We start from the raw sequence: 25,616 nt of genomic DNA, 5'->3' as shown, positions 1-25,616 counted from the left end.
TCGGGCGATGGAGCATGGAGTCTATCAGCCTTCGCGAAGCACTGTCAGCGGGGTGGCGTTCAAGGCCCGGCGCGTGCCGAAGATCCCGGCACCCCCAACCAGCACTGCGCCTACGACCGGCAAGATCAACAGCCACGGATGCGGGCTCCAGGCGAGGTCGAAGGCATACCGGTAGAGCACCAGGCTGACCAGTTCACAGCCAAGTGCCGCGAGCAGGCCGCTGGCGGCGCCCAGCAGGCCGAACTCGATACGCCGGGTCTTGACCAGCAACCTGCGTTCGGCCCCCAGTGCCCGCAGCAGCGCCCCCTGATGGATGCGTTCGTCCAGGGTCGCCTGCAGGCCGGAAAACAACACAGCCAGGCCGGCGGCAAGGACGAACAGCAGGACGTATTCAACCGCGAGGGTGACCTGGGCGAGGATGCTGCGCAGTTGGGCGAGCAATGCCTCGACCTGCAGTATGGTTACGGCCGGGAAGGCCCGCGACAGCTCGACGATCTGTTGGTCGTGGCCGGGCGCCAGGTAGAAGCTGGTCAGGTAGGTGGTCGGCAGGTCCTTGAGTGTGCCGGGTTCGAAGATCATGAAGAAGTTGGGCTGGAAGTTGTCCCAGTTGACCGCGCGCAAGCTGGTGACTCGCACTTCGCGGTTCATGCCGCCAACGCTGAAGAGCAGTCGGTCGCCGAGCTTGAGCTTCAGGCTTTCGGCCACTTTGGCTTCTACCGAAACGGCCGGCAGCGCATCTGCCGGTTGCTCGCTCCACCAGCTGCCGGCCGTCAGCGTATTGCCTGCTGGCAGCTCTGCGGCCCAGGTCAGGCTCAGATCGCGCTGGATCGCGCGGTCGCCGCTGGAGTCCTTGCTGACGATCTGGCGCACCGGCTCGCCATTGATGTGGGTCAAGCGGCCGGGGATGACCGGGTAGAGCGGGGCGCCGAGTACCGAGAAGTCCTTGAGGCGATCGGCGAAGGCGGCTTTGTCGGCGGGCAGGATGTTCAGGGCGAAATAGTTGGGCGCATCCTTGGGCAGTTGGTTCTGCCAAGTGTCGAGCAGCTCGCCGCGCAGCAGTGCGATCAAGGCCATGGACAGCAGGATCAGGCCGAATGCCAGCGATTGGCCGGCTGCTGCCAGGGGGTGCCGGAGCAATTGGCCCAGACCCAGGCGCCACGGCAGGCTGGCCCCGGCCAGCAGCCGGCGCAGGCTTTGCAAGCCGAGCAGGAGCAAGCCGCCGAGCAGCAGCGCCGCGAGCAGGCCGCCGCTGAGCAGGGCGAAGGTCAACAACAGGTCCAGGCTCAAGCGCCACATGATCAGGGCCAGCGCCAGCAGCGCGGCCCCATAGACCAGCCAGCTGCTGGGCGGCACGGGCAGCAGGTCGCGACGCAGCACCCGCAGCGGCGGTACCCGGCCGAGCGCCGCCAGGGGCGGCAGGGCGAACCCGGCGAGCGCGACCAGGCCGGTGCCGATCCCGGCAAGGGCTGGCATTACGCCACCGGCCGGGACCACTGTCGGCAGCAGCCCGGCGAGCAGGTAAAACAGCCCCAACTGCGCCAGCCAGCCCAGGAGTGCGCCACTGAGGCTGGCCAGCAGCCCGAGCATGGCCAGTTGCAAACTGAACAGCAGCAAGGCTTGCCGGCGCGAGAGGCCCAGGCAGCGCAGCAAGGCGCTGGCGTCGAAGCGTCGGCTGGCGAAACGACTGGCCGACAGGGCGACGGCAACACCGGACAGCAGCACCGCCACCAGGCTGGCCATGTTCAAGTAGCGCTCGGCCTTGCCCAGGGCGCCGCCGATCTGGCGGTTGCCATCGCGCGAGTCCTGCAGGCTCTGGTTGGCCTCAAGGCTGGGTTTCACCGCCTTCTGATAGTCGGCCAGTGCTTCGGAAGTGCCCCGCCAGAGCTCGCGGTAGGTCACCCGGCTGCCGGGCTGGACTACGCCGGTGGCGTCCAGGTCGGCGAAGTTGATCAGTACTCTGGGGGTGAGGCTATAGAAGTTGCCGGTGCGATCGGGCTCGTAGGTCAGCACCCGGGTCATGCGCAGGGTCTTCATGCCGACGTCGATGCTGTCGCCGATTTTCAGGTTCAGCGCCGCCAGCAGGCGCGGTTCGACCCAGGCCTCGCCTGGCCCGGGGCCGCCGCCGCTCCCTTCGCTGCCATACGGTTGCGCGGCGCTCTTGAGCTCCCCGCGCAACGGGTAGGCCGCATCGGCGGCCTTGATGCTGGAAAGCTGGATGCCATTGTCGCCGGCCACCACGCTGGAGAACTCGACCACGCGAGCATGCTCCAGGCCCAGGTCTCGACCGGCCTGCAGTTGTTCCGGGCGGGCAGGCGAGGAGCCCTGCAACAGCAGGTCGGCGCCGAGGAATTCGGTGGCCCGCAGCAGCATCGCACCATTGAGGCGGGCGCCGAAGTAGCCGATGGCGGTGCTTGCAGCGACCGCCACCAGCAGGGCGAAGAACAGAACCCGTAATTCGCCGGCGCGGGCATCGCGCAGCAGCTGACGCAGGGCGAGACTCAACAGGCGCAACAGCGGCAAGCGTGCCATCAGGCCTCCAGCGGGGCGACCAGATGGCCGGCATCCAGGCGAATCTGGCGCCGGCAGCGATGGGCCAGGCGCACGTCGTGGGTCACCAGTACCAGGGTGGTACCACGTTCCTGGTTGAGCTCGAACAGCAGGTCGCTGATGCGCTCACCGGTGTGGCTGTCCAGGTTGCCGGTCGGCTCGTCGGCGAACAGCACCGCCGGCTCGGCGGCGAATGCCCGGGCAATGGCCACCCGCTGTTGCTCGCCCCCGGAAAGCTGGCGTGGCGAGTGACTCAGGCGCTGGCCCAGGCCGACTCGCTCGAGCAGGCTGCGGGCATGCTCGCGGGCATCCTTGCGACCGTCGAGTTCAAGCGGCAGCATGACGTTTTCCAGGGCGTTGAGGCTGTCGAGCAGCTGAAAGGACTGGAACACAAAGCCTACGTGTTCGGCGCGTACCCGTGCGCGCTGGTCCTCGTCCAGGCTGCCGAGGTCCTGGCCGGCCAGGGTCACGCTCCCGGCGCTGGGCAGGTCCAGCCCGGCGAGCAGGCCGAGCAGGGTCGACTTGCCCGAGCCCGAGGCGCCGACGATGGCCAGGCTGTCGCCTTGTTTGAGCTCAAGGGACAACCGGTGCAGGATGGTCAGTTCACCTTCCGCGCTGGGGACCACTTTGCTAAGGTTGCGCGCTGACAGAATTGCCATGGAGAGTCCGATGCGAGTGTGGTTGATAAGTGCTGGCCTGGCATTGATGTGCATGGCTCAAGGCGCAGCGGCGGGTACTGTCCTGGTCGTTGGCGATAGTATCAGCGCGGCTTTCGGCCTGGATACCCGGCAAGGGTGGGTATCGCTGCTGCAGCAACGCCTTGAGCGCGAGGGTTTCGACGACAAGGTGGTCAATGCCTCGATCAGTGGCGACACCAGTGCCGGGGGCCAGGCGCGGCTGCCGGCGCTGCTTGCAGCGCACAAGCCGGCACTGGTGATCCTGGAGCTGGGCGGTAACGACGGGCTGCGTGGGCAGCTTCCCACGCAATTGCAACAAAATCTTGCGTCGATGATTCAGCAGTCGAAGAAGGCAGGGGCCAAGGTGCTGCTTTTGGGTATGCGCTTACCGCCAAATTACGGTGTTCGCTACACAACGGCTTTCGCTGAAGTGTTCCCTAAAGTAGCCAAAGAGAATGACATTCCCTTGGTGCCTTTCTTGCTGGAGGGAATAGGTGGCGTGCCTTCCATGAATCAGAGTGATGGAATTCACCCTACCGCTGAAGCTCAGCCCCGACTACTGGATAACGTGTGGCCGATGCTGAAGCCGCTGCTTTGAAGTAATCCCTGAGAGGATCAGGAAGACTCAATTGTAGGGAGCAGTCGTTGAGCCTGTCCAGAGCGTTTTGTAACAGCTTTGGCCCACCTTTGTCCCATATGTCAGGGGTCCTTATCGCGCACCTGCGAGGGGGCCTTATGGCGCCTGTGAGGGCCTGCGCGAGGGCATACGGGGGAACCCGCGCGGGATTTCTTAATGAGATGGTCATCCCCAAATTTTCTGCATTTTCCCATTGGGGGTCCTTACGGTGGTCGATGGCGCCTATGCGTCCACAGCCACAGGACCCAATAGACAGCCTGTAGCTTGTCCATTGGGTTCTCCTGTTGGGGTTACTTCTTGCGGCGCACAGCGGCCTCTCTACGAGCCCTCTCAGCGATAGCCGTATTGATCTCTTGAGCTTTCCCTTGGAGCCATGCAAGACCTTTGGCGGTGACACGGTAGCCATCTTCATTACCGAAGCTCAGGGAGCAGGACTTGAAGTAGCCCAGCGAGAAGCCTGTAGGGGACGGTTTGAGGATCTTGCGGTATTCGGTCGGGTGATCCTTGGAGATGAACCGCTCGATGTAGACCAGATACTGCTTAGCCAGTTGAGGCTTGGTCACTCCGGCCAGCTTGCAGGCTTGGCTCCAGGTGATCCCGAGGCCAGTCAGGCGGGTGTCGATCAGGTCAGCCTTAGGGACGGCCTTGGCGAGCTTGGTGTCTGCCTCAGCGGCGGCCAGCAGGGCCATACGGGCGCTCAGGATGGAGTCGTTACGCATGGTCACGAAAGCGTGTATGACCATCCGGTAGAACTCGGTTGAGACCCACATAGCGTAGGCGATGGTCCCGGCCTCAGTACCAAAGGTCCCGCTACCGTCAAAGCTCCGCAAATCTCCGGAGGTTCGTAACTCAGCGGCAATAGCGTTGCGCCACTCGGACGGTCGTTTGGATTCAGGCAGTCCCAATCCACGGTGGATTTCGTTATGGTCCCACTGGCCCTCAGCGTTCGGCTTGAAGGTGTGCCCTTCGATAACGATAGGCAGCAGCTCGGTTTGGGTGTTGGTTAACATAGTGTCGGTTCTCCTTTTGATTGCTCCCTGAGTTCGCTCCCACGGGCCAGCACAGAGACCCACGACAAGGGTTCTGGCGAGTGGCACAGGGAACAATCAGAAAGACTCTGTTTGGTTGACTGCCAGTATCAAGCTGACAATTGCCCAGCGACGGGCGAGAGGGTTCATCGGCCCAGACTTGGGCTCGTTGAGGTGAAGCGGATAGGTTCCTTCAAGATGTCCTTATCGAGGGGAGGTGATATTCATCACAACCTCCCTCCTTACGATGCTTTGCATCAAGGGGTCTCCAAGTTGATCGAACTGGTCCGCAAGGGTTCATCTTCAAGGTTCTTTATATATGCGGCGGTAATTCAATCGACTCCCAAAGTCCGAAGGTCGTGATGCAACTTGGCTAACTCATCGGGGTCCGGCTGGATCAGTTCGTCGATGTCTTCCCAGTCGTGGTCGTGGTTGCCAGGTTCGTGGATTTCCTCCATGTCGAGAATCAGCGATTTGGGTCTGGCCCTCATCATGTGCGGGATGATTAGTTCGATTGCCTTGACATATCTTTGGGCGTGTCTTTCCGCTAAGCGTAGAGTCTGGCAGACAGATTCCGATGTCACCTTTTCGAGCATCTCAAGAATGACCACGAGATTCCGAACTGACAACGGCATGGATTTCCCGCCAGTACCAATTCGCCGGTCATGCCAGTCCAGCCGTGCGATGCCCACAATAATGTCCATTGCGAACAAGGGATAACGACCATAATTGGTGGTTGCACCGATGAATAAATAGAAAGGATTGGCGATTGACTTGGGCGGTCTGCCTCGGTTGCTGGTGGTGATTTCCTTGGATGGCTTGGGCTGGATCTGGATGCGCCCCGTTCGGGCTGCAATCAAAGCATCGGCTCGGGCTGCAATTCGCTGGTCCAGTTCGGCAAGCTGTTTGAGTGTGAGTAGCGTGATTGTCATGACTGGCCCCTCCTGCTGGCTGATCAACAAGCGGGAGTGCCTGTTGCCATAGTGAGGGGTTTTGCACAGCCGGATACAGTGAGGGTTTTTGGAAGCCCAGCAGAGGACCGCAGGAGAGGTGCAAGCGCGACCCCATCCCATCGGCATTACCTGAGTTGGAATCGTCGCGTGGTGAGCGTCACAGAAGGTCGATTTTTCGGGTGATCGGAGGAAAGACCGCGCTGGGTGGTCAGGTAAAGCTCGGAACGACTGACATAGTGAGGGTTTTTCGAAGCCCGTCAGATTGCGCAGGTTCGATGCAACTGGAATCCCACCCATTGGCATTGCCTGGGTGAGGATCGTCGCGTGGCGAGCGTTATTCGAGGTCGATTTTTCTGGCAGTCAGCGCAGGGCTGGGGAAATGGCCCCGTTGGTCTTCTCAACGGCAAAGCATGCCCCAAAATCGCCTGCGCGAACGCTATGGGTAAGCCAGCCGCTTGCATCGAGGACGTTCTGCGGCTGACAGATTTGAAGCCAAAGTCAGAATGGGATTAGGTGCTTGCTGTAGCCGAATTTAACACCTGATGCGAAAAAGCCCCCGCATTCGCGCTGTTTTGTGCAGCTCTGGCACTCAGGCGCGTACTCATTCTTCCAGTCGCTGATTGATTTGCGGTAGTAGGGTTGAATGTCCGGATTCACCAAGCACAGCTGATGATTGTAGACCGAGATATTCATGCCGTACTTGGCCAGAATGCCAACTGATTTGCTGAGTGTGTCTTTGTACTCGATTGGGTCGATCCACAGCTCATCGAGATTGGCCCTGGTGAAGCCCATCATCTCAAGGCCCATCAGCGCCACATGGTCAACAAACAGCAGATTGCGTGCGATGAACTCACACAGTTCAGGCAGGCGCTGCACAGATAGCTTGTGAATGACGACTCGGATCTCAACCTTCTGGCCCAAGCGCTTCAGATTGAGAATGCCCTGAATGGTTTCATCGAATGCGCCTTGGACCTGGACGATGTAGTCATGCAGCGTCGGATCGTCCGAATAGACAGGTATTCCGATCATCGCGTCGGGCAATTCAATCTGCGCATACTTTTCAGCGAACGCTGGGTCCTTAAAGCTGCGCCCGTTCGAGAGAATGTGGATTGCGGTCCTTGGCAGATAACTTTTTGTCAGGCTGATGATCTTAAGGAAACGTTCCCGGTTGGTCGTCGGCTCGCCCCCAGTAAACCCCAGCTCGCGGGTATCATTTTGGAATGAGCGGAATCAGGCTCTCGACTTCGTCAAGTATCCACGAATCATCAGCTGCCTTAGGCGGTTGCGAACACATAAGGCAGTAATGATTGCACTGCTCGGTGACCAGGATGCTGTTGTGCGGCGACGATGCCCGAAACAGCACGCGGATGCTTTGACGATCTGCTGAAAGCCGGACAACGTCGCTATCGCCGATGTAGCTGTAGTCATTCGGTAGGACTGAGTAATCAGAGTCGGAAGGCAGCATCTCAACCAACTGCCGATGCTTTTCAAGCAGAAGATAGTGCGCGAATCCTCGGGGGATCTGGTGATCGGAAACCAGATAGGCCATTTCCCGTCGCAAGACTTCAGGCAGATTCCGGCTGGTCGACACCTTGACCAAGGTGAGGTCCTTGTGAACATCCACCGCATGGATGCGGATAATCTTTCCGCCGAGTTTCAGCATCGGTTGGCCCAACCCATAAAAATCCGTTTCGTTTGCTCATCGCTTTCCATCAGCTCAATGAGATGCTTGAAAATCGCCATATTTCGCTTGCAGAAAGAGGACTCAGGTTTTCTTGCCACCACGTCCTTGTGGATGGCGTGATGGTAGACGGGCTCAGCGCCACAGTAAGGTTCAAATGCACAGTCAGAGCACATTGGCACGCTTAAGGTGAACGAATTTTCCAGTGCGTCCAGAAGCTGATCAGAGAGGATGACCTCCTCATATGAATGCTCAAGAATGTTGCCCAGCCGGAACGTATGGTCACCCATTTCGGCAAGCATACGGCTTTCATCCGAGGCATAGACCGATCCGTCGTAGTTGAACACGATGGCTGCGATACCAGCACCGGCAGGGTTCATCAAATCAACAAACCCAGGGTCCCCGGATGTCAGCATTTTTGTCAGTACGAGCGCGGAATACTGCTCTACAAATCGTATGCCAGACTTGTTCAGTTCAATGATGTACTCAAGACCTTCCTTGTAAAACTCCAGCCAGCGCTCGGTGTCATACGACATGAATTTCTTGGTCTTGATCGCAAAGCCGTAAGGGGAGAGCGTGCGGAGGAAGATGCCATCAAAGCCCAGGCGCAAGTATTCATCAATGATGTCGCGTGCTCGTGGCAGGCTCTTATCTGTGGTTGTCATCAGGGCTGACACTTGGTCATAACCGAGGACTGCACGGGCTTTCTTCAAGCCTTCCTCGAAACGCTGGTGACTATCTCGGCCTGGCCGTGGGCGATTTGCATTATGCAGATCCATTGGCCCATCGAGCGAGGATGAAAGCACAATGTTGTGCTGCTTACAGAAATCGAGCACGTCATCGTTCAGGAGCGATAGCGTGGTCGCAATGACGAACTGCAGGTCACGACCTTCCTGCAGGTTGCGTTTTTTTGCCTCAAGGACGACGTACTTCACCATCTCGAAATTCAGCAGCGGCTCGCCACCCTGAAATTCAATTTTGATGGCTGGATTCGGAGACCTAAAAACGAAATCCAACGACTTGTCTGCCATCTCCGTGGTCATGTCGAATTCGCCTTTGCTCTCCGACTGCCTCGATACCTGGCAATACGGGCAGCTATGGTCGCAGCGAAGGGTCACCACAAAGATATGCAGATTAGTGAACTGGGCCAGCCGGGACAATCGCGTACGGATCTTGAGTGCAAGGAGCTGAAGCGGTGCCTGTTCATCCGCAAAGCGAATAAACTGCTTGGATCGGAGCGTAGGGATCAGCTCTGATGAGAGCGGAAGCGTTCTGCTGATGATCGGCTCAAGCATCGGCACCGGTATGACGTGAAACTCACCTGCCATGTTGGTGATTACGTACTCATCGTCATTCAGGCGGTCAAACTTGAAGGGCAGCAACTCGTAGGGTCGTTGCTGCGCGTAGAACTCCAGCTTTTGGAATTTACTCACTGATCAGCCCGGTTTTTGAAAAGGCCAGTCCAAGGATCAGGTTCTTGATCGGCTGTGTCTCAGCGTTCAGCCGATGGCGCAGCTGGTAGTCGAGTACGTCCTTCTTGAACTCTTGAACGGCAGACCGAAAGGAAGGCTCGTCAACACCAATATTCGAGGATACGACGCAGATAAACTGCCCCCCAGAGGGTGTGATATCAACCGTCAGCGAATTGATCGAGCGATAAGCGGCTTTCTGCAGAACCTGCACGTCATAAAGCCGCTCATCAAAGGCGAGGGTATCCGAGAGTGCCATTACGAGCCTGAGTAGTGGGAGCGGTGGGAGCTGTGTGAAGCGTGGGAGCTATGAGAGCTGTGGTAAGCCATCAATTGACCTTGATCCCCACGTTTCAGAACAAAAGCAAACATATCATTGCCACCGCGAACCGATAGGTTTTCGCTTGGGGCTTCAGCTTGGAATGTGTTCGTAGTGTCGGTGCTGGGTTCGATAACTTCATGGGTGGCTACCGCTGAAGCTTGTTCGGTAGCTACCGCTGCAGCGAGCGTGGCCATCGGTACGAGAAAGGAGCGTTTTTTCATCACAGGATATCCCTATCGCTTTTGGGGTTTTGCAGTGAGTTTCGCTGACGCATATCCATGATGTCAATGTGGAATCGACTGATGGCCCTTTACTTATCCATAATCCGACAGACGACACTCTTCTCAGTTTTGGACTGCTTAAAGCAATAGGCTATAAGCCGAGAAAGTGTTCAGGAAAGAATGGCGCAGCTATCAGCATCTGGCAGGCTCACCCCCTTAAGCTACGATTTGAGCACCTTGGTCAGTTCCTCAGCGAGCTTCCCTACAGGTATGGCTGAGCCATAGGTCCCGAAGGTGACGGTACGCGATGAATGCCCTGTGATGGCCTGAGCGTAAGCCACAGGAACCCCTTCAGCTTGCAGTGAGGACGCCATGAAGTGCCTCAGCGAATGCAGCGTCTGGTTCTCCTCACGGGTCTCCACAAGGATTTTCTTCATGAGAATGCCAAGGTTCTTGCTGGCCTTCACTGGATTGACGTTATGGTCAGAGGGTAGAGCGCCCGACTCGGCTGCCTGTAGGAACTCCTTCAAGTCGAACTTATTGAACGCTCCGTCAATCAGAGGAATGGTCCGGTCGCTGTGTTTGTTCTTGATCGACTTGTTGGGTCCATCTTCATTGATGTGAATGCACCAGAGGCCATCGACCTGCTTGATGTCCTGCTTGGTCAGGTATGCGATCTCCCCGACACGAGCCCCAGTGATTGCCAAAAGGGATAGACCCCAGCGTTCCCATGAGTTGGCTGGCAGTTCTGCGGAATGGTTCATCAGGGCAACCACTTGATCCTTAGTGAAGCCTTCGCGCTTGCTATCGGTTCCCTTGGTCAGCTTGAGGTTTGAGGTGTAGGCCTTGGTCAGGTAGTCGTTGTTAACAGCCCAGTCCATGACCGTCATCATCTTTGTGAGGATGTTATTCACGGTTGAGTGTTGACGACCCACCAATAGAGCGGACCTGAGCGCCACCATATGGTCACGAGTGTGGGTCCGTAGGTCAGTCAATCCGATTTCTTCGAAGGCGCCCTTGATGGCCTTGTAGGTCGTCAGAATGTTGCCCTTCGTGGATTCCTTGATGTTGACGCTGTGCTCAGTCAGGTACTGGTTGGACAGGTAGTCCCAAGTGAGAGGACCATCAGACCGTAATACAGATAGAGACGGCGATAGGGCTACTGGCGTGCCACAAGGCTCACCCTTGAGGTCCCTTACGATCTCGACCAACTTCCCCGGCCTGCCCTCCAAGCGCTCTTGAGCGGCCTCAAGGATCTCCAATGCCTTGCTCACTGCCCGTTGCTGATTGACGCTCAGCGGTAGCTTGGCGCTCGCCTCACGGAGGGCAACATGGTGTTCATCGTGGATCATCTCATAGGCCACCAGCGAGCTATCCCCATGGGCCATCGTCAGGTAGGACTCAGCGATGTCTATTAGGCGCTCACGGAGTACGTCCCAAGTGGCCTCAGGGTTGTCGAAGTGGTACGCCTTGAGGGTCTTGAGGATTTCTTGGGAGATGGTCATAGCGGTGGCCTTGTCGGTGGTCCTGAGCGATAGCGTGAAGAAGCCCTTAGTGCTGCCTTGAGGGCGAAGGCGAAGGTAATAGCGACCGGACCGACGATAGTGGTACGGCTTGGCGAGGGCGGTTTGTAACAGGTTTGTCCCACTTTGAGGATGTTTGGAGATGGTCATTAGTCGGAACCCTTGAGTTTATTGGGTTCCTGTCCTCAGGTAGGGATTGCAACAAAATCTTGCGTCGATGATCGACAGCGCCCGGGCAGCGGGTGCCAAGGTGCTGCTGTTGGGGATGCGCCTGCCGCCCAACTACGGGGTGCGCTATACCACGGCTTTCGCCGAAGTCTACAGTCACCTGGCCGAGGAAAAGAATGTACCGTTGGTGCCATTTTTTCTCGATGGCGTAGGGGGTATTCCGGAGCTGATGCAGGCCGATGGTATCCACCCGGCGGTCGGGGCCCAGGACAAGTTGCTGGAAAATGTCTGGCCGACGCTAAAACCACTGCTTTGACGCTTTTCTAGAGGCGGGCTTTGGGCTAATGTGGCGCCCCCGATCTGGAGCCCCCGATGCCGCGTCCCGCCTGGTCCCTGTATGCCTATCAATTGATCGAGCCTGACGAGCAGCTTGACCTGTTCGCCTGTCAGGAGATCCGGGTGCACCTGATCGCGCGTCAACTCGAGCTGGGAGGTTCGGTGGACCGCACCTTGTGCGGCACGCTGTTGCCTGCGCAACCGCGCTGGTCGGGCGTCGAGCGTACGATATTTCGCGACAAACGGCTGTGCCCGCTGTGCCGGGCGATCCTGGACGCGCAACGCCGCGGCACACGGCCGGTCTGGCCGGAACTCTGAACGGTTGGCATTCAAGGTTTTTCACCTCTCGCAATGCTTGTGCCGCCGGGATGCCTCCCGGTCGGGCGGGCAGGGGTGTACAATCGGATTCTTGACTTAATTGAATTTGCAAAGGATTTTCCGGATGTTGCCGCGCTTTCCCGCCGTCACCCGTTGCCTGCCTCTTGCCGCCCTGCTGACGACAGGCCCTGTTGCGGCCCTGGAGCTTCCACTGCCGCCGCCGGGCGAAGACATCATCGGCCAGGTCCAGGTGATCAAGGCCAAGTACGAAGACACGTTCGCCGATATCGGCACGGCCAATGACCTGGGCTACCTGGAAATGGTAGCAGCAAACCCGGGCGTCGATCCGTGGTTGCCGGGGGCGGGTACAGAAATCGTCCTGCCGACGCGTTTCATCCTGCCGCCCGGGCCTCGTGAAGGCATCGTGATCAACCTGGCCGAATACCGCATGTACTACTTCCCCAAGGGGCAGAACGTCGTGCATACGTACCCGCTGGGTATCGGCCGTGAGGGCTGGGGCTCGCCGATCGCGCAGACCAAGGTCACTGCCAAGACGCCGAACCCGACCTGGACGCCGCCAGCCTCGATCAAGGCCGAGCACGCCGCCGATGGCGATCCGCTGCCCAATGTGGTGCCGGCAGGTCCGGATAACCCGCTGGGGCCATTCAAGTTCACCCTGGGCGTACCGGGTTACCTGATCCACGGCTCGAACAAGAAGTTCGGTATCGGCATGCGTACCAGCCACGGTTGCTTCCGCATGTTCAACAACAACGTGCTGGAGCTGGCGGGGATGGCGCCAGTGGGTACGCCGGTACGGATCATCAACGATCCCTACAAGTTCGGCCTGAGTGCCGGCAAGGTCTACCTGGAGGCGCATACGCCGCTGGATGACAAGGGTGATCCGTCGGTGGTGGACAAGCACACTGCGGTGATCAATGCGTTGCTCAAGCGCGCGGATCTGAACAATAACCTGCGCATGAACTGGGATACGGTTCGCGATGTGGTCGCGGCCGAGGACGGGATGCCGATTGAAATAGCCATACCGAGCCAGGCGCCGATGGTGACCAGCGTGCCGCCGTTTGATTTGCAGTAGGTTTCAGCAAGGTTGCCAAGCCTGCCCATGGGAGACCTGGGTGGGCTTTTTTATGGGTATGAATTTATTGCAGCGGGGATGGTCGGGCAGGCGATGCCTGTCGAGGGCAAGACCGACAACGTGGAATCATCTTTGTATCAGGTAAAAAAAAGCCGACCCATAGAATGGATCGGCTTGATAACAACCCCGAAGGATTATTACTTGCGGCTTGCTTTTTCCAGCATACGCAGAGCGCGCTCGTTTGCTTCGTCAGCAGTCTGTTGTGCTTTTTGAGCAGCAGCCAGAGCTTCATCAGCTTTACGATAAGCTTCGTCTGCACGAGCTTGTGCACGAGCTGCTGCGTCTTCAGTAGCAGTCAGACGAGCTTCGGTTTCTTTGGATACGCTGCTGCAACCGGTAGCCAGAACTGCGGCCAGAGCCAGAGCAGAGAATTTCAGAACGTTGTTCATCGTGTTCCCCTTCAAGGACTTTCAATTAATAGCCATCTCTCGTGAATGAGAAACTAGCCGGCGTACATAGTACCCATTACTTGTAGTAAGTAAACTGACATAGCGCAAGAAGCAAAAAAAAATCTCCTTTTTGTAAGTCAGCGCACACTACCGATCATGCATCTGTATAAAAAATGTGCAGTCGTCATGTGCTGGCGACCGCGGAGCTAAAGCGCCAGCACTGTCGGCCCCGAGACTCCAGCGTAGCCTGCGGCTTAGATGTTCGCCTGATGTGCTCTTAGCACGGAAGTACACAAATTTTCTACAGTTTTTGTGAACTAATAGTGACTTGAAGTGCCATCGCTCGTCTCACGCTACAACATTCTGCAATGTTCCGGCGAGCGCTCACCAGATGTTCGGCCACGCTTTCGTGCACGATTTGTGAGCGCATGCCTTGAGCATCAGCGGCATTGGCGCCTACTATTTGGTACGTGCTCATTTGATAGAGAACGACCAGGCTCTTCTCGGTGTCCAATCAGGCACGAGGTGGCGTAGAGGTTCCTTCGCCGGGAAAACATCGGTAAGGTAGGGGTCATAAACCAAGACCCGCGAGGAGTAGTGATGAGCGAGGCGTTGTCCATCCACCATGACCAGGCTGGTCATCAGTTCGAGACCAATGTGGACGGTCATCGTGCCTACCTGACCTACATGGATCTGGGTAAGCAGACATTGGATATCTATCGCACCTTCGTGCCCAATGCGCTGCGAGGCCGCGGCATTGCCGCTGCACTTACCGAGCAGGCGCTCGAGTATGCCGATCGCATGGGCTACACCGTGATTCCCTCATGCTCTTATGTCGAACGCTACATGGAACGGCACAAGCGTCATATGGCAAAGGTCTGAAGGGCTGGGGGCTGAAATCGGGCCATCGATGCCAGACGCTCCCCGCTCTTGAAACGCACACACAAAAACGCCGGGACATGCCCGGCGTTTTTGTGTGTGCAGTTTGTTAGTTGCGCACGCGCTTGGGTAAAACATTCTTGAGCTTGGCATGCATGCTGCGCAAGGTGTTTTCGGTGCTGGCCCAGTCGATGCAGGCGTCGGTGATCGATACGCCGTATTGCAGCTCCGACAGGTCCTTGGGGATGGCCTGGGCGCCCCATTTCAAATGGCTCTCGACCATCAGGCCGATGATCGACTGGTTGCCTTCGAGGATCTGGTTGGCGACGTTCTCCATGACCAGCGGTTGCAGCGCCGGGTCCTTGTTGGAGTTGGCGTGGCTGCAGTCGACCATGATGTTCGGCTTGATCCTGGCCTTGTTCAGGGCTTGCTCGCACAGGGCGACGCTGACCGAATCGTAATTGGGCTTGCCATTGCCGCCGCGCAGCACGACGTGACCGTAGGCATTGCCCTTGGTGGTCACGATCGAGACGCCGCCTTCCTGGTTGATGCCCAGGAAGCGATGCGGGCTGGAAACCGATTGCAGGGCGTTGATGGCGACCGTCAGGCCACCGTCGGTACCGTTCTTGAAGCCGACCGCCGAGGACAGGCCCGAGGCCATTTCCCGATGGGTTTGCGATTCGGTGGTGCGGGCGCCGATTGCCGACCAGCTGATCAGGTCTTGCAGGTACTGCGGCGAGATCGGGTCCAGGGCTTCGGTGGCGGTTGGCAGGCCCATCTCGGCCAGGTCGAGCAGCAGCTGGCGACCGATGTGCAGGCCATCCTGGATCTTGAAGGAGTCGTCCAGGTAAGGGTCGTTGATCAGGCCTTTCCAGCCGACCGTGGTGCGTGGCTTCTCGAAATAGACGCGCATCACCAGATACAGGGTGTCCGAGACTTCTGCAGCGAGGGTCTTGAGGCGCTCGGCATATTCGTGAGCGGCCTTGATGTCATGGATCGAGCAAGGGCCGATCACGACGAACAGGCGGTGATCCTTGCCGTCGAGGATATTGCGAATCACTTCGCGGCCGCCGGTGACGGTCCGAAGCGCAGCTTCGCTCAGTGGAATGTCCTTCTTGAGCTGATCGGGAGTGATCAAGGTCTCGTTGGAGGCAACGTTTAAGTCGTCGATCGGTAAATCAGCCATCGTGTTACTCGTCAGGTCACGGGTGCCGGCCGCCAGCGATCCCCGTGCGGCGGAGCACAGCATGATTGAGCGCAGCGGGGATTGGAACCTTAGCGCGTTACACCGTGGCTCGACAATGGGCAGGGCCTGATTTCCTGAGTGTTGGCCGCGATTGTCGGGCGCTGGCGGCGCTTAAAACTGCCTTGGCGGCTCTGAGGGGGCCGAGCGCTGCTCTTGTGCCTGGCTGAGGCTGGCATGGGAAAACTCGGTGGCGTGTTGTTCCACCCACTCCCGGGCCAGTTCATCGATGCTGTCGCAGGTGTCGTTGTGCTCCTCGCAGTAATGCTTGATCTGACAGACCTGCTCGCCCATGCGGGCGCCAAACAGGGTCTGCTCGTCGGTAAAGACAATGCCGACCAGGTAGCCGTTTTCCTGTCTGCAGCACCAGGCGACATAGCCTGCGTAGCGTGCGTCTTCACCTAGCGTGGGGATGTACATCTCGATGGCGGTGCCGCGTCGAAAGGCGCGTGAGTGATTGCATGCCACGCCCCCCAGGCTGATAGTGTGCAATCGTTGCCGATAGAGGGGGGGGAGTTTGCGTACCGTCAGCTCTACCGGAACATCGGCTGGATGAGGAAGAAAGCGATTCATGAACACTGACTCCGAGTGTCGACTAATTGACAGTCCTACCACCAGTATAGTGAGGGAAATGGAACTCACTGATTTGAATGTGGATCATTCGTTGCTCAATTTGCCGGGCACTTCCTTGCTGGTGTTCACCAGTGATGGCTGTGCCAGTTGTCGCTTTGCGCGACAACGGTTACCGGGTATGGGACTACCGATCGATCGCCTCTGCTGGATCGATGCAGGCCGCAATGGCGGCGCTGTCGAGCGTTATGAAGTGTTCCACCTGCCAGCGCTGTTCGTGGTGCGCGATGGCGCTTTTCATGGCGTATTGCAGGCTAGACTCACTCTGTCCGAAGCCGGCGAGGGGGTGCGCCTGGCGTTGGCTCGTCGGCCAGAAGAGTTGCCATGACGAGTGATCAATGCGTGAAACGGCCTGGAGGGCAGCATGGGGAAAGGACTGGGCGACAAAATGGTAGTGGCGATTTCTTCGCGGGCGCTGTTCGACCTGAGTGAGAGCCACCGGGTTTATCTGAATCAGGGCGTCGAGGCGTATCGTCAATACCAGATCGAGCACGAGGAGGAGATCCTCGACCCCGGCGATGCCTTTTTGCTGGTGGAGAAGCTACTGAGCCTCAATGCCAGTCTCGGCCAGGCGCGGGTCGAGGTGGTGCTGGTCTCGCGCAATAGCGCCGATACCGGTTTGCGCGTTTTCAATTCGATCCAGCATTACGGTTTGGGTATTTCTCGTGCAGCCTTTGTCGGCGGGCGCAGCCCTTACCCCTACCTGGCGGCTTTTGGCTGCCATTTGTTCCTGTCCACCCACGCCGATGACGTGCGCAGCGCGCTGGACGCGGGCTTTGCCGCAGCGACCATTCTCAGTGGCGGTGCGCGGCGGGCGGCCAGTGCCGAACTGCGGATCGCCTTCGATGGTGACGCCGTACTGTTTTCCGACGAATCCGAGCGAGTCTATCAGTTGGGCGGGCTGGAAGCCTTCCAGGCCAGTGAGCGCGAGTCGGCGCGCGAACCCCTTCGTGGCGGGCCATTCAAACCCTTTCTGGCGGCGCTCAATCTGCTCCAGAAGGAGTTTCCCGAGGGCGCCTGCCCCATCCGTACTGCCCTGGTGACAGCGCGCTCGGCGCCGGCCCATGAGCGGGTCATTCGAACCTTGCGCGAGTGGGACATCCGCCTGGACGAGTCGCTGTTTCTGGGTGGCCTGGAGAAATCCGCCTTCCTCGAAGCCTTCGCCGCCGACGTGTTTTTCGATGACCAGCCCGGCCATTGCGAGAAGGCGCGCGAGTTCGTCGCGACTGGCCATGTGCCTCACGGGATCAGTAACGAACAGAATCGTTAAGGGGGCTTTTGGGTTGGCATGAGCCCGGCGGCTGATTGCCGATGTCGCTGCTAAGCTGAAGCAAGCTCTGCCGTTTTGGCAGCCCGGGAGGTCGTATGATTCGCTCCATGCTGTATGCCACTGACCTCGGTCTGTACGCTCCTTATGTCATGCAACACGCCTTGGCATTGGCTCGCACCTTCAACGCCGAGTTGTATGTTATTCACGCTGTCGAGCCGATGGGGCTGTTTGCCGAGTCGGTGCTGCAAGGCTACCTGGATGAGCAAACGCTCACCGAATTGCAAAGCCAGGGGGTCAATACGGTCATGGCCAATATCGAGCGACGGGTGCTCGATGGTTTTCGCGAAGAGTTGGGCGATGGGCAACAGGACCTGGCATTGATCAGCGCGGTCAGGGTTCGCCAGGGAGATCCGGCGGACGTGATTCTCGATCAGACCCAGCGCCTTTCCGTGGACCTGTTGATCGTCGGCAGCCACAGTCGCGGGGCGAGCGTGGGAACGCCTCTTGGGCGTACCGCGGCTCGCGTGCTGCAGTTGTCGACGGTGCCGGTGTATATGGTTCCGCTTTCCCAGCACTTGGGGCGCAGGAAAGCGTAGGTGCATAGCCTGGAGGTTGTGCGAAGATTTTATAAAAAGTTCTAGATTTATTCTTCAAACCATTAATATAGTTATAAATCGTCGCTGATGCATGTGGCGTCCAGCTGATTTGAGGGATACCTATGAAGCTTCAACAATTGCGCTACATCTGGGAAGTAGCGCACCATGACCTCAACGTTTCCGCTACAGCGCAGAGTCTCTATACCTCCCAGCCCGGGATCAGTAAGCAGATTCGCCTGTTGGAAGACGAGCTGGGCGTGGAGGTCTTTGCACGAAGCGGCAAACACCTGACCCGAGTCACCCCGGCGGGCGAGCGAATCATTACCACCGCCGGCGAAATACTGCGCAAGGTCGAAAGCATCAAGCAAATCGCCCAGGAATTCTCCAACGAGAAGAAGGGCACCCTGTCGATCGCCACCACCCACACCCAGGCGCGCTACGCACTGCCACCGGTGATCAGCAATTTCATCAAGCAATACCCGGACGTGGCCCTGCACATGCATCAGGGCTCGCCCATGCAGATCGCCGAAATGGCCGCCGACGGTACGGTTGATTTCGCCATTGCCACCGAGGCGCTGGAACTGTTCGGCGATCTGGTGATGATGCCGTGCTATCGCTGGAACCGCTGTGTTGTCGTGCCCCAGGGGCACCCGCTGACCAAGCTGCCGAAGCTGACCCTGGAAGTCCTCGCCGATTACCCGATCGTGACCTACGTCTTCGGTTTTACCGGGCGTTCCAAACTCGATGAAGCCTTCAGCCACCGCGGCCTGACGCCCAAGGTTGTCTTCACGGCCGCCGATGCCGACGTGATCAAGACCTACGTGCGCCTGGGCCTGGGTGTCGGCATCGTCGCCAAAATGGCGGTCGATCCGAAGCTCGACAGCGACCTGGTGGTGCTCGATGCGAGTGAGTTGTTCGAGTCCAGCGTGACCAAGATCGGCTTCCGTCGCGGTACCTTCCTGCGTGGGTTCATGTGCGACTTCATCGAGAAGTTCGCCCCGCACCTGACGCGTGAAGTGATGGCCAAGGCCATCCAGTGCCACAACAAGCAAGAGCTCGAAGAGCTGTTCGACGGTGTCGAGTTGCCGGTCCATTGACAATTGGCAGCTGCAAAAAAACCGGCCTTGTGAGCCGGTTTTTTTATGGGGCAATGCCGATCATTTCCTGGCAATCAGGTTGCCGGCATGCAGGCCGCATTCCTTTTGCGTGGCTTCTTCCCACCACCAGCGGCCTTCGCGTTCGTGCTGGTTGGGCAGGACCGGACGGGTGCAGGGTTCGCAGCCGATGCTGATGAAGCCGCGGTCATGCAGGCTGTTGTACGGCAGCTCGAGCATGCGGATGTAGCCCCAGATCTCCTCGCTGGTCATCTGTGCCAGGGGGTTGAACTTGTACAGGGTGTGCTCGGGCGTCGAGAAGGCACTGTCGATTTCCAGCACGGCGACCTGGCTGCGGGTGCCCGGGCTCTGGTCGCGACGCTGGCCGGTGGCCCAGGCCTTGACGGTCGAGAGTTTACGACGCAGCGGTTCGATCTTGCGGATGCCGCAGCATTCGCCGTGGCCGTCCTTGTAGAAGCTGAACAGGCCCTTTTCCTTGACGAAGGGTTCCAGCTTGCTGTGGTCGGGCGAAATCACTTCGATCTGGATCTTGTAGTGTTCGCGGACCTGGTCGATGAAGCGATAGGTCTCCGGGTGCAGGCGCCCGGTGTCGAGGCTGAAGACCTTGACGTTCTTGTTCAGTTTCCAGGCCATGTCGACCAGTACGACGTCTTCAGCGCCGCTGAAGGAGATCCACAGGTCATCGCCGAAGTGGGCAAAGGCGAGCTTGAGAATGTCCTGGGCAGACTTGTTGGCGTATGTCGCGGCGAGTTCGGCGACATCGAAGGGGTGGCTCATCAGGCGGCTTCCTGTTGGATGGTGGCGCTTGGCGCTCTGTATCCTTGGATCTTATCAAAAAAATGCCCGGTTTCGGCCGGTTTCCCGCGTTGCGCCCTGTTGGATCAGTCGCTAGAGTGCCGCTTCTTTCTAAAGTTCTCGAGGAGTGTGCTGTGGAAATTGCCTGTCTCGACCTGGAAGGCGTATTGGTCCCGGAAATCTGGATCGCCTTTGCAGAGAAAACCGGAATCGAATCGCTCAGGGCAACGACTCGGGATATTCCCGACTACGACGTGCTGATGAAGCAGCGCCTGCGTATTCTCGATGAGCACGGCCTCAAGCTCGCTGACATTCAGGAAGTGATCGCCACCCTCAAGCCCCTGGAGGGCGCCATCGAGTTCGTCGACTGGCTGCGCGAGCGCTTCCAGGTGGTGATCCTCTCCGACACCTTCTACGAGTTCTCCCAGCCATTGATGCGCCAGCTGGGCTTCCCGACGCTGCTGTGCCATCGCCTGATCACCGACGAGACCGGGCGGGTGGTCAGCTATCAGTTGCGCCAGAAGGACCCCAAGCGCCAGTCGGTGCTGGCGTTCAAGAGCCTGTACTACCGGGTGATCGCGGCGGGCGATTCGTACAACGACACCACCATGCTCGGTGAAGCCGATGCGGGCATCCTGTTCCATGCGCCGGAGAATGTGATCCGCGAATTCCCGCAGTTCCCGGCGGTGCATGATTTCGAGGCCTTGAAGCAAGAGTTCATCAAAGCCTCGAACCGCGAACTGGCACTGTAAGTACATGTAGCCGCTGCCGCAGGCTGCGCTAAAGTCCGTAGGACTTTCATTCGATCTAAAATCCTGCGACCGTTTCACGGTCGAGCTGGTGCGCCACTGCGACAGCCTTCGGCAGCGGCTACAGGCGTCCGCTGGCGTTGGATCAGAGTTGCTGCAAGGTATCGAGCAGCACTTTGACCTTGGTGATCGACTCTTGATACTCGGCCTGCCAGTCCGAATCGGCGACGATCGCGCCACCGCCCCAGCAGGACACCTGGCCATCCTTGACCAGCAGGCTACGGATGGCGATCGAGCTGTCCATCTGGCCGCGCACATCCACATACAACAATGACCCGCAATACAGCGCCCGGCGGCTGGGCTCCAGTTCGTCGATGATCTGCATGGCGCGGATTTTCGGTGCGCCGGTGATCGAGCCGCCGGGAAAGCTGCCGGCGATCAGGTCCAGGGCGTCCTTGCCCGGTGCCAGTTCACCGGTCACGCTGCTGACCATATGGTGCACATTTGGGTAGCTTTCCAGGCTGAACAGTTCGGGTGCCTTGACCGAGCCGATCCTGCAGCTGCGCCCCAGGTCGTTGCGCAGCAGGTCGACGATCATCAGGTTTTCCGAGCGGTCCTTGGCACTGGCCAGCAGTTCGGCGGCAAAGGCTGCATCTTCTGCCGGGTTCTTGCCCCGTGGGCGGGTGCCTTTGATCGGGCGAGTCTCGACCTGATTGTCACAGACACGAATAAACCGCTCCGGAGAGAAACTCAGCAGAGCGCTGCCGTCGGCCAATAGCTGAAAGCCCGAGAACGGAGTAGGGCAGGCCTTGCGCAAGGCGCAGTAGGCGGCCCACGGGTCGCCCTGGCATTGCGCGCGGAAGCGTTGGGTCAAGTTGATCTGGTAACAATCGCCGGCCTGGATGTACTGCTGGATACGTTCGAAAGCCTGACGGTAGTCATCGGCGCTGATATCGGTGGCCACCGGGGTGGTCAGGCGAAATGCCTGCGTCGACTCGTCCGCAGGCTGGCTGAACAGCTGGATCAGGCGCTGGCGCTCGGCATCGGCCAGGGTCGGATGGAACACCAGCTGGCTGGTACCGAGCAGGTGATCGCTGATCAGCGCCCAGGCGTACAGGCCCAGGCGTGCGTCGGGCAGGCCGAGGTCGTCGGTGGCGTGTTGCGGCAGTTGCTCCAGGCGACGACCGAAATCGTAGCTGAGGTAGCCGATCAGGCCGCCGGCGAATGGCAGTTCAAGGCCGGTCGGGAGCTCGGCCCGGCCGAGCTGCTCGAGGCTGGCGCGTAGTCGCTGCAGGTAGCTGTTGCCGCTCTCGTTGGCTGCCACGGCCAGTTCTTCCTGTGGCCAGGCGCTGAGCAGGTCATGGCGGCCGCGCTCGGCGACCGGGCGGGCGCTGTCGAGCAGCACGGCGCCGGGGGCGTGGCGAATGCGCGCGAACCAGTCGACGGGGTTGGCGCGGTAGGGCAGTGGGTGAATGGTGCAAGTAGACATTGGGGCAATGGTCGGCCAGCAGGGCGAGGTGGGCGATTGTAGTCCTCTGTAGGGAATGCTCCTAGTGGGGGGCATCATTCAACGACCATACAAATTCTATGTATGGCTGCTGGCCTCATCGCTGGCAAGCCAGCTCCTACAGGTTTTGCGCGATCTCTGTAGGAGCTGGCTTGCCAGCGATAGGGCCCTAAAGGTCACTGCACCGGCACATGCCCAAACAGTTCCTGGGTGAACTTCACCCGCTGCTCCACGGTTTCTTTCTCGCCGTTCCTGGCCAGTTCTTCCAGGCGCGCCTCGATCGCATGGGTGCGCAGCGTCAGGCCGCAGTCGTTGGCGATCTGGATGTTCAGGCCGGGGCGGGCGTTGAGTTCGAGGATCAACGGGCCCTTGTCCTGGTCCAGTACCATGTCCACGCCGATGTAGCCCAGGCCGCACAGTTCGTAACAACCGGCGGCGAGCTTCATGAAGCCGTCCCAGTTCGGCAGTTGCACGCCGTCCACCGCATTGGTGGTGTCGGGGTGCTTGCTGATGATGTTGTTCAGCCAGGTGCCGCGCAGGGTCAGCCCGGTCGCCAGGTCCACGCCGACGCCGATGGCGCCCTGGTGCAGGTTGGCCTTGCCGCCGGACTGGCGGGTCGGCAGGCGCAACATGGCCATCACCGGGTAGCCCATCAGCACGATGATGCGGATGTCCGGCACGCCTTCGTAGCTGATGCTCTTGAAAATCTGGTCGGGCGTTACCCGGTACTCGATCAGCGCCCGGTCACGATGGCCGCCCAGGGAGTACAGGCCGGTCAGGATGCTGGAAATCTGATGCTCGATTTCCTCATGGCTGATGATCTTGCCCGAGACGGTGCGGTAGCGGCTTTCGAAACGGTCGGCGACCACCAGGATGCCGTCACCGCCGGCACCCTGGGCCGGCTTGATGACGAAATCGCTGCGCCCGCCGATGATTTCGCCGAGCTTGTCGATCTCCTTCTCCGTGGAGATGATCCCGTACATCTCCGGCACATGAATGCCGGCCTTGATCGCGCGCTCCTTGGTGATGATCTTGTCATCGACGATGGGGTACAGGTGGCGCTTGTTGTACTTGAGGACATAGTCCGCATTGCGCCGGTTGATCCCCATGATGCCCCGGGCTTCCAGGGCTTTCCAGGTCTTCCAGAAGCCAAACATCAGGATTCAGCCTTCAGGAAAGCCTTGAAGCGCACAAGCTCCGTCAGGCGGTAGCCGCGGTAGCGCCCCATCGCCAGCATGAAGCCCACCAGGATCAGCAGCACGGCCGGGAAGGTGAAGACGAAATAGGTCGCTTCCGGGACGCTCATCAGCAAGTGTGCCAGGGTCGCGGCGAAGAGGGTGCCGACGGCGACTTTCATGGCATGGTTGGCGCCGCGCTCTTCCCAGGTGATGGACAGGCGCTCGATGGTCATGGTCAGGATCACCATCGGGAACAGGGCGACCGAAAGCCCGCGTTCGAGTCCCAGCTTGTGGCTGAACAGGCTGATTGCGGCAATCAGCACCACCACGAACGTCAGGACCACCGACAGCCGCGGCAGCATCTGCAGCTTGAGGTGTTCCAGATAGGAGCGCAGGGACAGGCCCAGGGCGGTAATGATGGTGAACAGGATGATGCCGAAGCCCAGCTGGGTTTCGCGGAAGGCCAGGGCGATCAGTACCGGGGTAAAGGTCCCGAGTGTCTGCAGGCCGATCAGGTTGCGCAGGACCAGGATCACCAATACACCGATCGGGATCATCACCATGATCATGAAGGTCTGCTGGGTTTGCAGGGGCAAGCCGTACAGCGAGTATTCGAGGAAGTCTGCGTCGGTGTTTTCGTCGGTCAGCTTGGCCAGGCGAATCGCGTTCATTTCGCTGTTGTTCATGCTGAAGCTGACGGTGGCCTTCTTGCCGCCATCGACGGTGATCAGGGGGTCATCGCCGGTCCACCAGAGCAGGCGGTCGGCGGGCAGGCCTTGTTCGCCGTTGTCGGGGTTGAAGTACAGCCAGTCCGTGCCGTTGAAGCTGCGCAGCCACAGTTCCGGTGTCTGTGGCTGGTCGGCGACCAGGCGGATGGTATGGACTTTCTCGATCGGCACGTGGGCAATGGACAGCAGCAGGTCGATGACCCTGGCCTTGTTCTGGGTCGTGGTGTCGCCGGCCAGCAGCAGCTTGACGTTGTCGTCGTTCAGATTGTTGACACGCTTGATGGTTTCGCCGACGAAGGTCTCCACATCCGCCGAGTGCTGGCGAATAGGGGCCATCAAGGCTTCGGCGGCGATCTTGTCCGGGCCTTCGACAGCCAGGCTGTCGCGGAAGGTCGGGCCCTTGACCTTCGGCTTCTCGCCGGTATAGCGCTTGGTCAGTACCAGACGGTAGTAGAGGGTCTGGTTACCGTTGGCGCGGCGCGCCGACCAGGTCACCTTGCGGTTGCCATCGACGCGATTGACGCTCACACCGTAATTGTTGGAGATGAAGCTTTCGTTCAGGCTGACATAGTCGCGGCTCAACGGCGGCACGAACATCTGCACCTTGACCGGGTCTTTGGCGCTGGCAACGAATTCGACCTTGGCATCGATGTTCCACAAGTCGTCGGTCTCATCTTCGGTCACCGGAATGCCGAGGATGAAAATCTGATAGGCCGTGATCAGAATGCCCAGGGTCACCAGGACGGTGATAAGGGCTTTCAGATGAAGGGTAAGAGAGCGCATTGGAATTACTCTGCAATTTGAGCGTCAGTGGCGCAGGCAGGTTTGCCAGCAGCGTATTTAAGGCTTGGATCAACCAGCGCATCGAAGCGCTTCAGGGCTTCGGAGCCAATCAGCAGCGGGTATTGGAAGGCGCTGCGGTCGGTCAGGTTCACTTCGATGCTGCGTAATGTGGTCCCCATGCAAATATCCAGGGCAATCACGGGGCGTGCGGTGTAGTTCTTGCCTTCTTCCGGGTTGTAGTCACCGGCGCGCCGCTTGATCTTGCTGACGCGTGCCAGGGGCCGTTCTATCGGATGGGAGTGGGCCGCGTCAATTGCCAGGTAGAAACGCACCCAGGACTCGCCATTGCGCTTGAAGCGCTTGATGTCGCGGGCACTGAGCGAGGCGGTCTTGGCGCCGGTGTCGAGCTTGGCTGCAACTTCCAGATCGATATCGGCAAGCCTGGCATATTCATTAAGGCCGTAAACGGTCTTGTCGGCAGCCATGCTTGCACTGGAGAGAAAACCTAGGCAGAGCAGCAGTGGAAAGGGCTTGAGTCTCATAAATCCTGGGCGCGGTGCTGTGCGATCTTTTGGGCAAGGCGACTGGCAGTATTGCGCAAGCTTCCTCGGGTGCCTGGCATCAACGGATGACGGGCAAGGTATGGGTGCCTCGTGGGCAGAGGCGCGGCATTCTATCACGCTGGCTTTATGACGCCAGCGGCTGCGCTGTCAGACAACAG

General features: G+C 59.1%; 25 protein-coding genes and 2 pseudogenes. 10 read left to right on the top strand and 17 right to left on the bottom strand.

Annotation, left to right across the window (positions count from 1 at the left end):
- Positions 1–24: 24 nt before the first annotated feature.
- Together NVV94_RS17575 and NVV94_RS17570 are read right to left on the bottom strand one after the other, a co-directional pair.
- Positions 25–2,529 carry an ABC transporter permease gene (locus NVV94_RS17575; RefSeq protein WP_258443664.1) on the bottom strand — a complete coding sequence of 835 codons (2,505 nt, stop codon included), beginning with the start codon at positions 2,527–2,529 and terminating at the stop codon, positions 25–27.
- Positions 2,529–3,260, bottom strand: coding sequence for an ABC transporter ATP-binding protein (locus tag NVV94_RS17570; RefSeq protein WP_258443663.1), 732 nt, complete (start codon positions 3,258–3,260; stop codon positions 2,529–2,531). The genes NVV94_RS17575 and NVV94_RS17570 overlap by 1 nt, the downstream gene beginning before the upstream one ends.
- On the opposite strand from NVV94_RS17570, the gene NVV94_RS17565 reads away from it, so the two are divergent.
- Entirely contained in the window at positions 3,217–3,822 is a 606-nt protein-coding gene (locus NVV94_RS17565) for an arylesterase (protein WP_258443662.1), read from the top strand. The two genes, NVV94_RS17570 and NVV94_RS17565, sit on opposite strands and share 44 nt — an antisense overlap.
- Positions 3,823–4,151: 329 nt before the next feature.
- Here the strand turns inward: NVV94_RS17565 and NVV94_RS17560 are convergent, their stop codons facing one another.
- The 7 genes and pseudogenes from NVV94_RS17560 to NVV94_RS17530 all read right to left on the bottom strand — a co-directional run bounded on the left by NVV94_RS17560 (position 4,152) and on the right by NVV94_RS17530 (position 11,208).
- Positions 4,152–4,871 (bottom strand): hypothetical protein, encoded by a 720-nt coding sequence (locus NVV94_RS17560; protein WP_258443661.1) that lies wholly within the window; start codon positions 4,869–4,871, stop codon positions 4,152–4,154.
- Between the two features lie 350 nt (positions 4,872–5,221).
- On the bottom strand, positions 5,222–5,821 hold the full coding sequence (locus NVV94_RS17555; protein ID WP_258443659.1) for a hypothetical protein: 600 nt from the start codon (positions 5,819–5,821) through the stop codon (positions 5,222–5,224).
- Positions 5,822–6,340: 519 nt separating this feature from the next.
- Positions 6,341–7,505: pseudogene (gene hxsC / locus NVV94_RS17550) on the bottom strand (His-Xaa-Ser system radical SAM maturase HxsC).
- Complete coding sequence (gene hxsB / locus NVV94_RS17545; RefSeq protein ID WP_258443658.1) at positions 7,499–8,956, bottom strand: His-Xaa-Ser system radical SAM maturase HxsB; 1,458 nt, start codon at positions 8,954–8,956, stop codon at positions 7,499–7,501. The pseudogene hxsC and the gene hxsB overlap by 7 nt, the downstream one beginning before the upstream one ends.
- Entirely contained in the window at positions 8,949–9,251 is a 303-nt protein-coding gene (gene hxsD, locus NVV94_RS17540) for a His-Xaa-Ser system protein HxsD (RefSeq protein ID WP_258443657.1), read from the bottom strand. The genes hxsB and hxsD overlap by 8 nt, the downstream gene beginning before the upstream one ends.
- Positions 9,251–9,508, bottom strand: coding sequence for a His-Xaa-Ser repeat protein HxsA2 (gene hxsA2 / locus NVV94_RS26980; RefSeq protein ID WP_258447736.1), 258 nt, complete (start codon positions 9,506–9,508; stop codon positions 9,251–9,253). The genes hxsD and hxsA2 overlap by 1 nt, the downstream gene beginning before the upstream one ends.
- A gap of 248 nt (positions 9,509–9,756) precedes the next feature.
- Positions 9,757–11,208 (bottom strand): tyrosine-type recombinase/integrase, encoded by a 1,452-nt coding sequence (locus NVV94_RS17530; protein WP_258443656.1) that lies wholly within the window; start codon positions 11,206–11,208, stop codon positions 9,757–9,759.
- Positions 11,209–11,254: 46 nt separating this feature from the next.
- Between NVV94_RS17530 and NVV94_RS17525 the strand changes: the two are divergent.
- The 3 genes and pseudogenes from NVV94_RS17525 to NVV94_RS17515 form a co-directional block, all read left to right on the top strand.
- Positions 11,255–11,542, top strand: a pseudogene (locus NVV94_RS17525) (GDSL-type esterase/lipase family protein); the annotation flags it as partial.
- A 56-nt stretch (positions 11,543–11,598) separates the two neighbouring features.
- A complete protein-coding gene (locus NVV94_RS17520; RefSeq protein ID WP_258443655.1) occupies positions 11,599–11,880 on the top strand; it encodes a hypothetical protein in 282 nt (93 codons plus the stop codon).
- 124 nt (positions 11,881–12,004) lie between these two features.
- On the top strand, positions 12,005–12,973 hold the full coding sequence (locus tag NVV94_RS17515) for a L,D-transpeptidase family protein (RefSeq protein WP_258443654.1): 969 nt from the start codon (positions 12,005–12,007) through the stop codon (positions 12,971–12,973).
- A 197-nt stretch (positions 12,974–13,170) separates the two neighbouring features.
- Here NVV94_RS17515 and oprI read toward each other — a convergent pair whose 3' ends face one another.
- Complete coding sequence (oprI, locus tag NVV94_RS17510) at positions 13,171–13,422, bottom strand: outer membrane lipoprotei OprI (protein WP_003448337.1); 252 nt, start codon at positions 13,420–13,422, stop codon at positions 13,171–13,173.
- A 600-nt stretch (positions 13,423–14,022) separates the two neighbouring features.
- Between oprI and NVV94_RS17505 the strand changes: the two genes are divergently transcribed.
- Complete coding sequence (locus tag NVV94_RS17505) at positions 14,023–14,304, top strand: GNAT family N-acetyltransferase (protein WP_258443652.1); 282 nt, start codon at positions 14,023–14,025, stop codon at positions 14,302–14,304.
- A gap of 106 nt (positions 14,305–14,410) precedes the next feature.
- Here NVV94_RS17505 and NVV94_RS17500 read toward each other — a convergent pair whose 3' ends face one another.
- Entirely contained in the window at positions 14,411–15,487 is a 1,077-nt protein-coding gene (locus NVV94_RS17500) for a 3-deoxy-7-phosphoheptulonate synthase (protein ID WP_258443651.1), read from the bottom strand.
- Positions 15,488–15,658: 171 nt separating this feature from the next.
- The gene (locus NVV94_RS17495; protein ID WP_258443650.1) at positions 15,659–16,117 is read right to left on the bottom strand and encodes a PilZ domain-containing protein; all 459 of its coding nucleotides are present in this window, start codon (positions 16,115–16,117) and stop codon (positions 15,659–15,661) included.
- Here NVV94_RS17495 and NVV94_RS17490 point away from each other — a divergent pair.
- From NVV94_RS17490 to cysB, 4 genes are all read left to right on the top strand, one after another.
- Positions 16,116–16,502, top strand: coding sequence for a thioredoxin (locus NVV94_RS17490; RefSeq protein ID WP_258443649.1), 387 nt, complete (start codon positions 16,116–16,118; stop codon positions 16,500–16,502). The two genes, NVV94_RS17495 and NVV94_RS17490, sit on opposite strands and share 2 nt — an antisense overlap.
- 36 nt (positions 16,503–16,538) lie before the next feature.
- The gene (locus NVV94_RS17485) at positions 16,539–17,444 is read left to right on the top strand and encodes a 5'-nucleotidase (protein ID WP_258443648.1); all 906 of its coding nucleotides are present in this window, start codon (positions 16,539–16,541) and stop codon (positions 17,442–17,444) included.
- 95 nt (positions 17,445–17,539) lie between these two features.
- The gene (locus NVV94_RS17480) at positions 17,540–18,040 is read left to right on the top strand and encodes a universal stress protein (RefSeq protein WP_258443647.1); all 501 of its coding nucleotides are present in this window, start codon (positions 17,540–17,542) and stop codon (positions 18,038–18,040) included.
- A gap of 122 nt (positions 18,041–18,162) precedes the next feature.
- A complete protein-coding gene (cysB, locus tag NVV94_RS17475; protein WP_258443646.1) occupies positions 18,163–19,137 on the top strand; it encodes an HTH-type transcriptional regulator CysB in 975 nt (324 codons plus the stop codon).
- Between the two features lie 60 nt (positions 19,138–19,197).
- Here cysB and NVV94_RS17470 read toward each other — a convergent pair whose 3' ends face one another.
- Positions 19,198–19,932 (bottom strand): phosphoadenylyl-sulfate reductase, encoded by a 735-nt coding sequence (locus NVV94_RS17470; RefSeq protein ID WP_258443645.1) that lies wholly within the window; start codon positions 19,930–19,932, stop codon positions 19,198–19,200.
- Positions 19,933–20,084: 152 nt separating this feature from the next.
- Here NVV94_RS17470 and thrH point away from each other — a divergent pair, with 152 nt between their 5' ends.
- Positions 20,085–20,702 (top strand): bifunctional phosphoserine phosphatase/homoserine phosphotransferase ThrH, encoded by a 618-nt coding sequence (gene thrH, locus NVV94_RS17465; protein ID WP_258443644.1) that lies wholly within the window; start codon positions 20,085–20,087, stop codon positions 20,700–20,702.
- 142 nt (positions 20,703–20,844) lie between these two features.
- Here the strand turns inward: thrH and pabB are convergent, their stop codons facing one another.
- From pabB to NVV94_RS17445, 4 genes are all read right to left on the bottom strand, one after another.
- Positions 20,845–22,188, bottom strand: coding sequence for an aminodeoxychorismate synthase component I (pabB, locus tag NVV94_RS17460; protein WP_258443643.1), 1,344 nt, complete (start codon positions 22,186–22,188; stop codon positions 20,845–20,847).
- 194 nt (positions 22,189–22,382) lie between these two features.
- Positions 22,383–23,363, bottom strand: coding sequence for an alpha-L-glutamate ligase-like protein (locus tag NVV94_RS17455; RefSeq protein WP_258443642.1), 981 nt, complete (start codon positions 23,361–23,363; stop codon positions 22,383–22,385).
- Positions 23,363–24,895: an inactive transglutaminase family protein gene (locus NVV94_RS17450; protein WP_258443641.1), complete on the bottom strand. Its 1,533-nt coding sequence runs from the start codon at positions 24,893–24,895 to the stop codon at positions 23,363–23,365. The genes NVV94_RS17455 and NVV94_RS17450 overlap by 1 nt, the downstream gene beginning before the upstream one ends.
- 5 nt (positions 24,896–24,900) lie before the next feature.
- Positions 24,901–25,437: an ATP-dependent zinc protease gene (locus tag NVV94_RS17445; protein WP_258443640.1), complete on the bottom strand. Its 537-nt coding sequence runs from the start codon at positions 25,435–25,437 to the stop codon at positions 24,901–24,903.
- Between the last annotated feature and the right edge of the window lie 179 nt (positions 25,438–25,616).

The organism is Pseudomonas sp. LS1212, from assembly GCF_024741815.1.
In the GTDB taxonomy this organism is placed as follows: domain Bacteria; phylum Pseudomonadota; class Gammaproteobacteria; order Pseudomonadales; family Pseudomonadaceae; genus Aquipseudomonas.
This window is presented reverse-complemented; position numbering and strand designations above follow the sequence as displayed.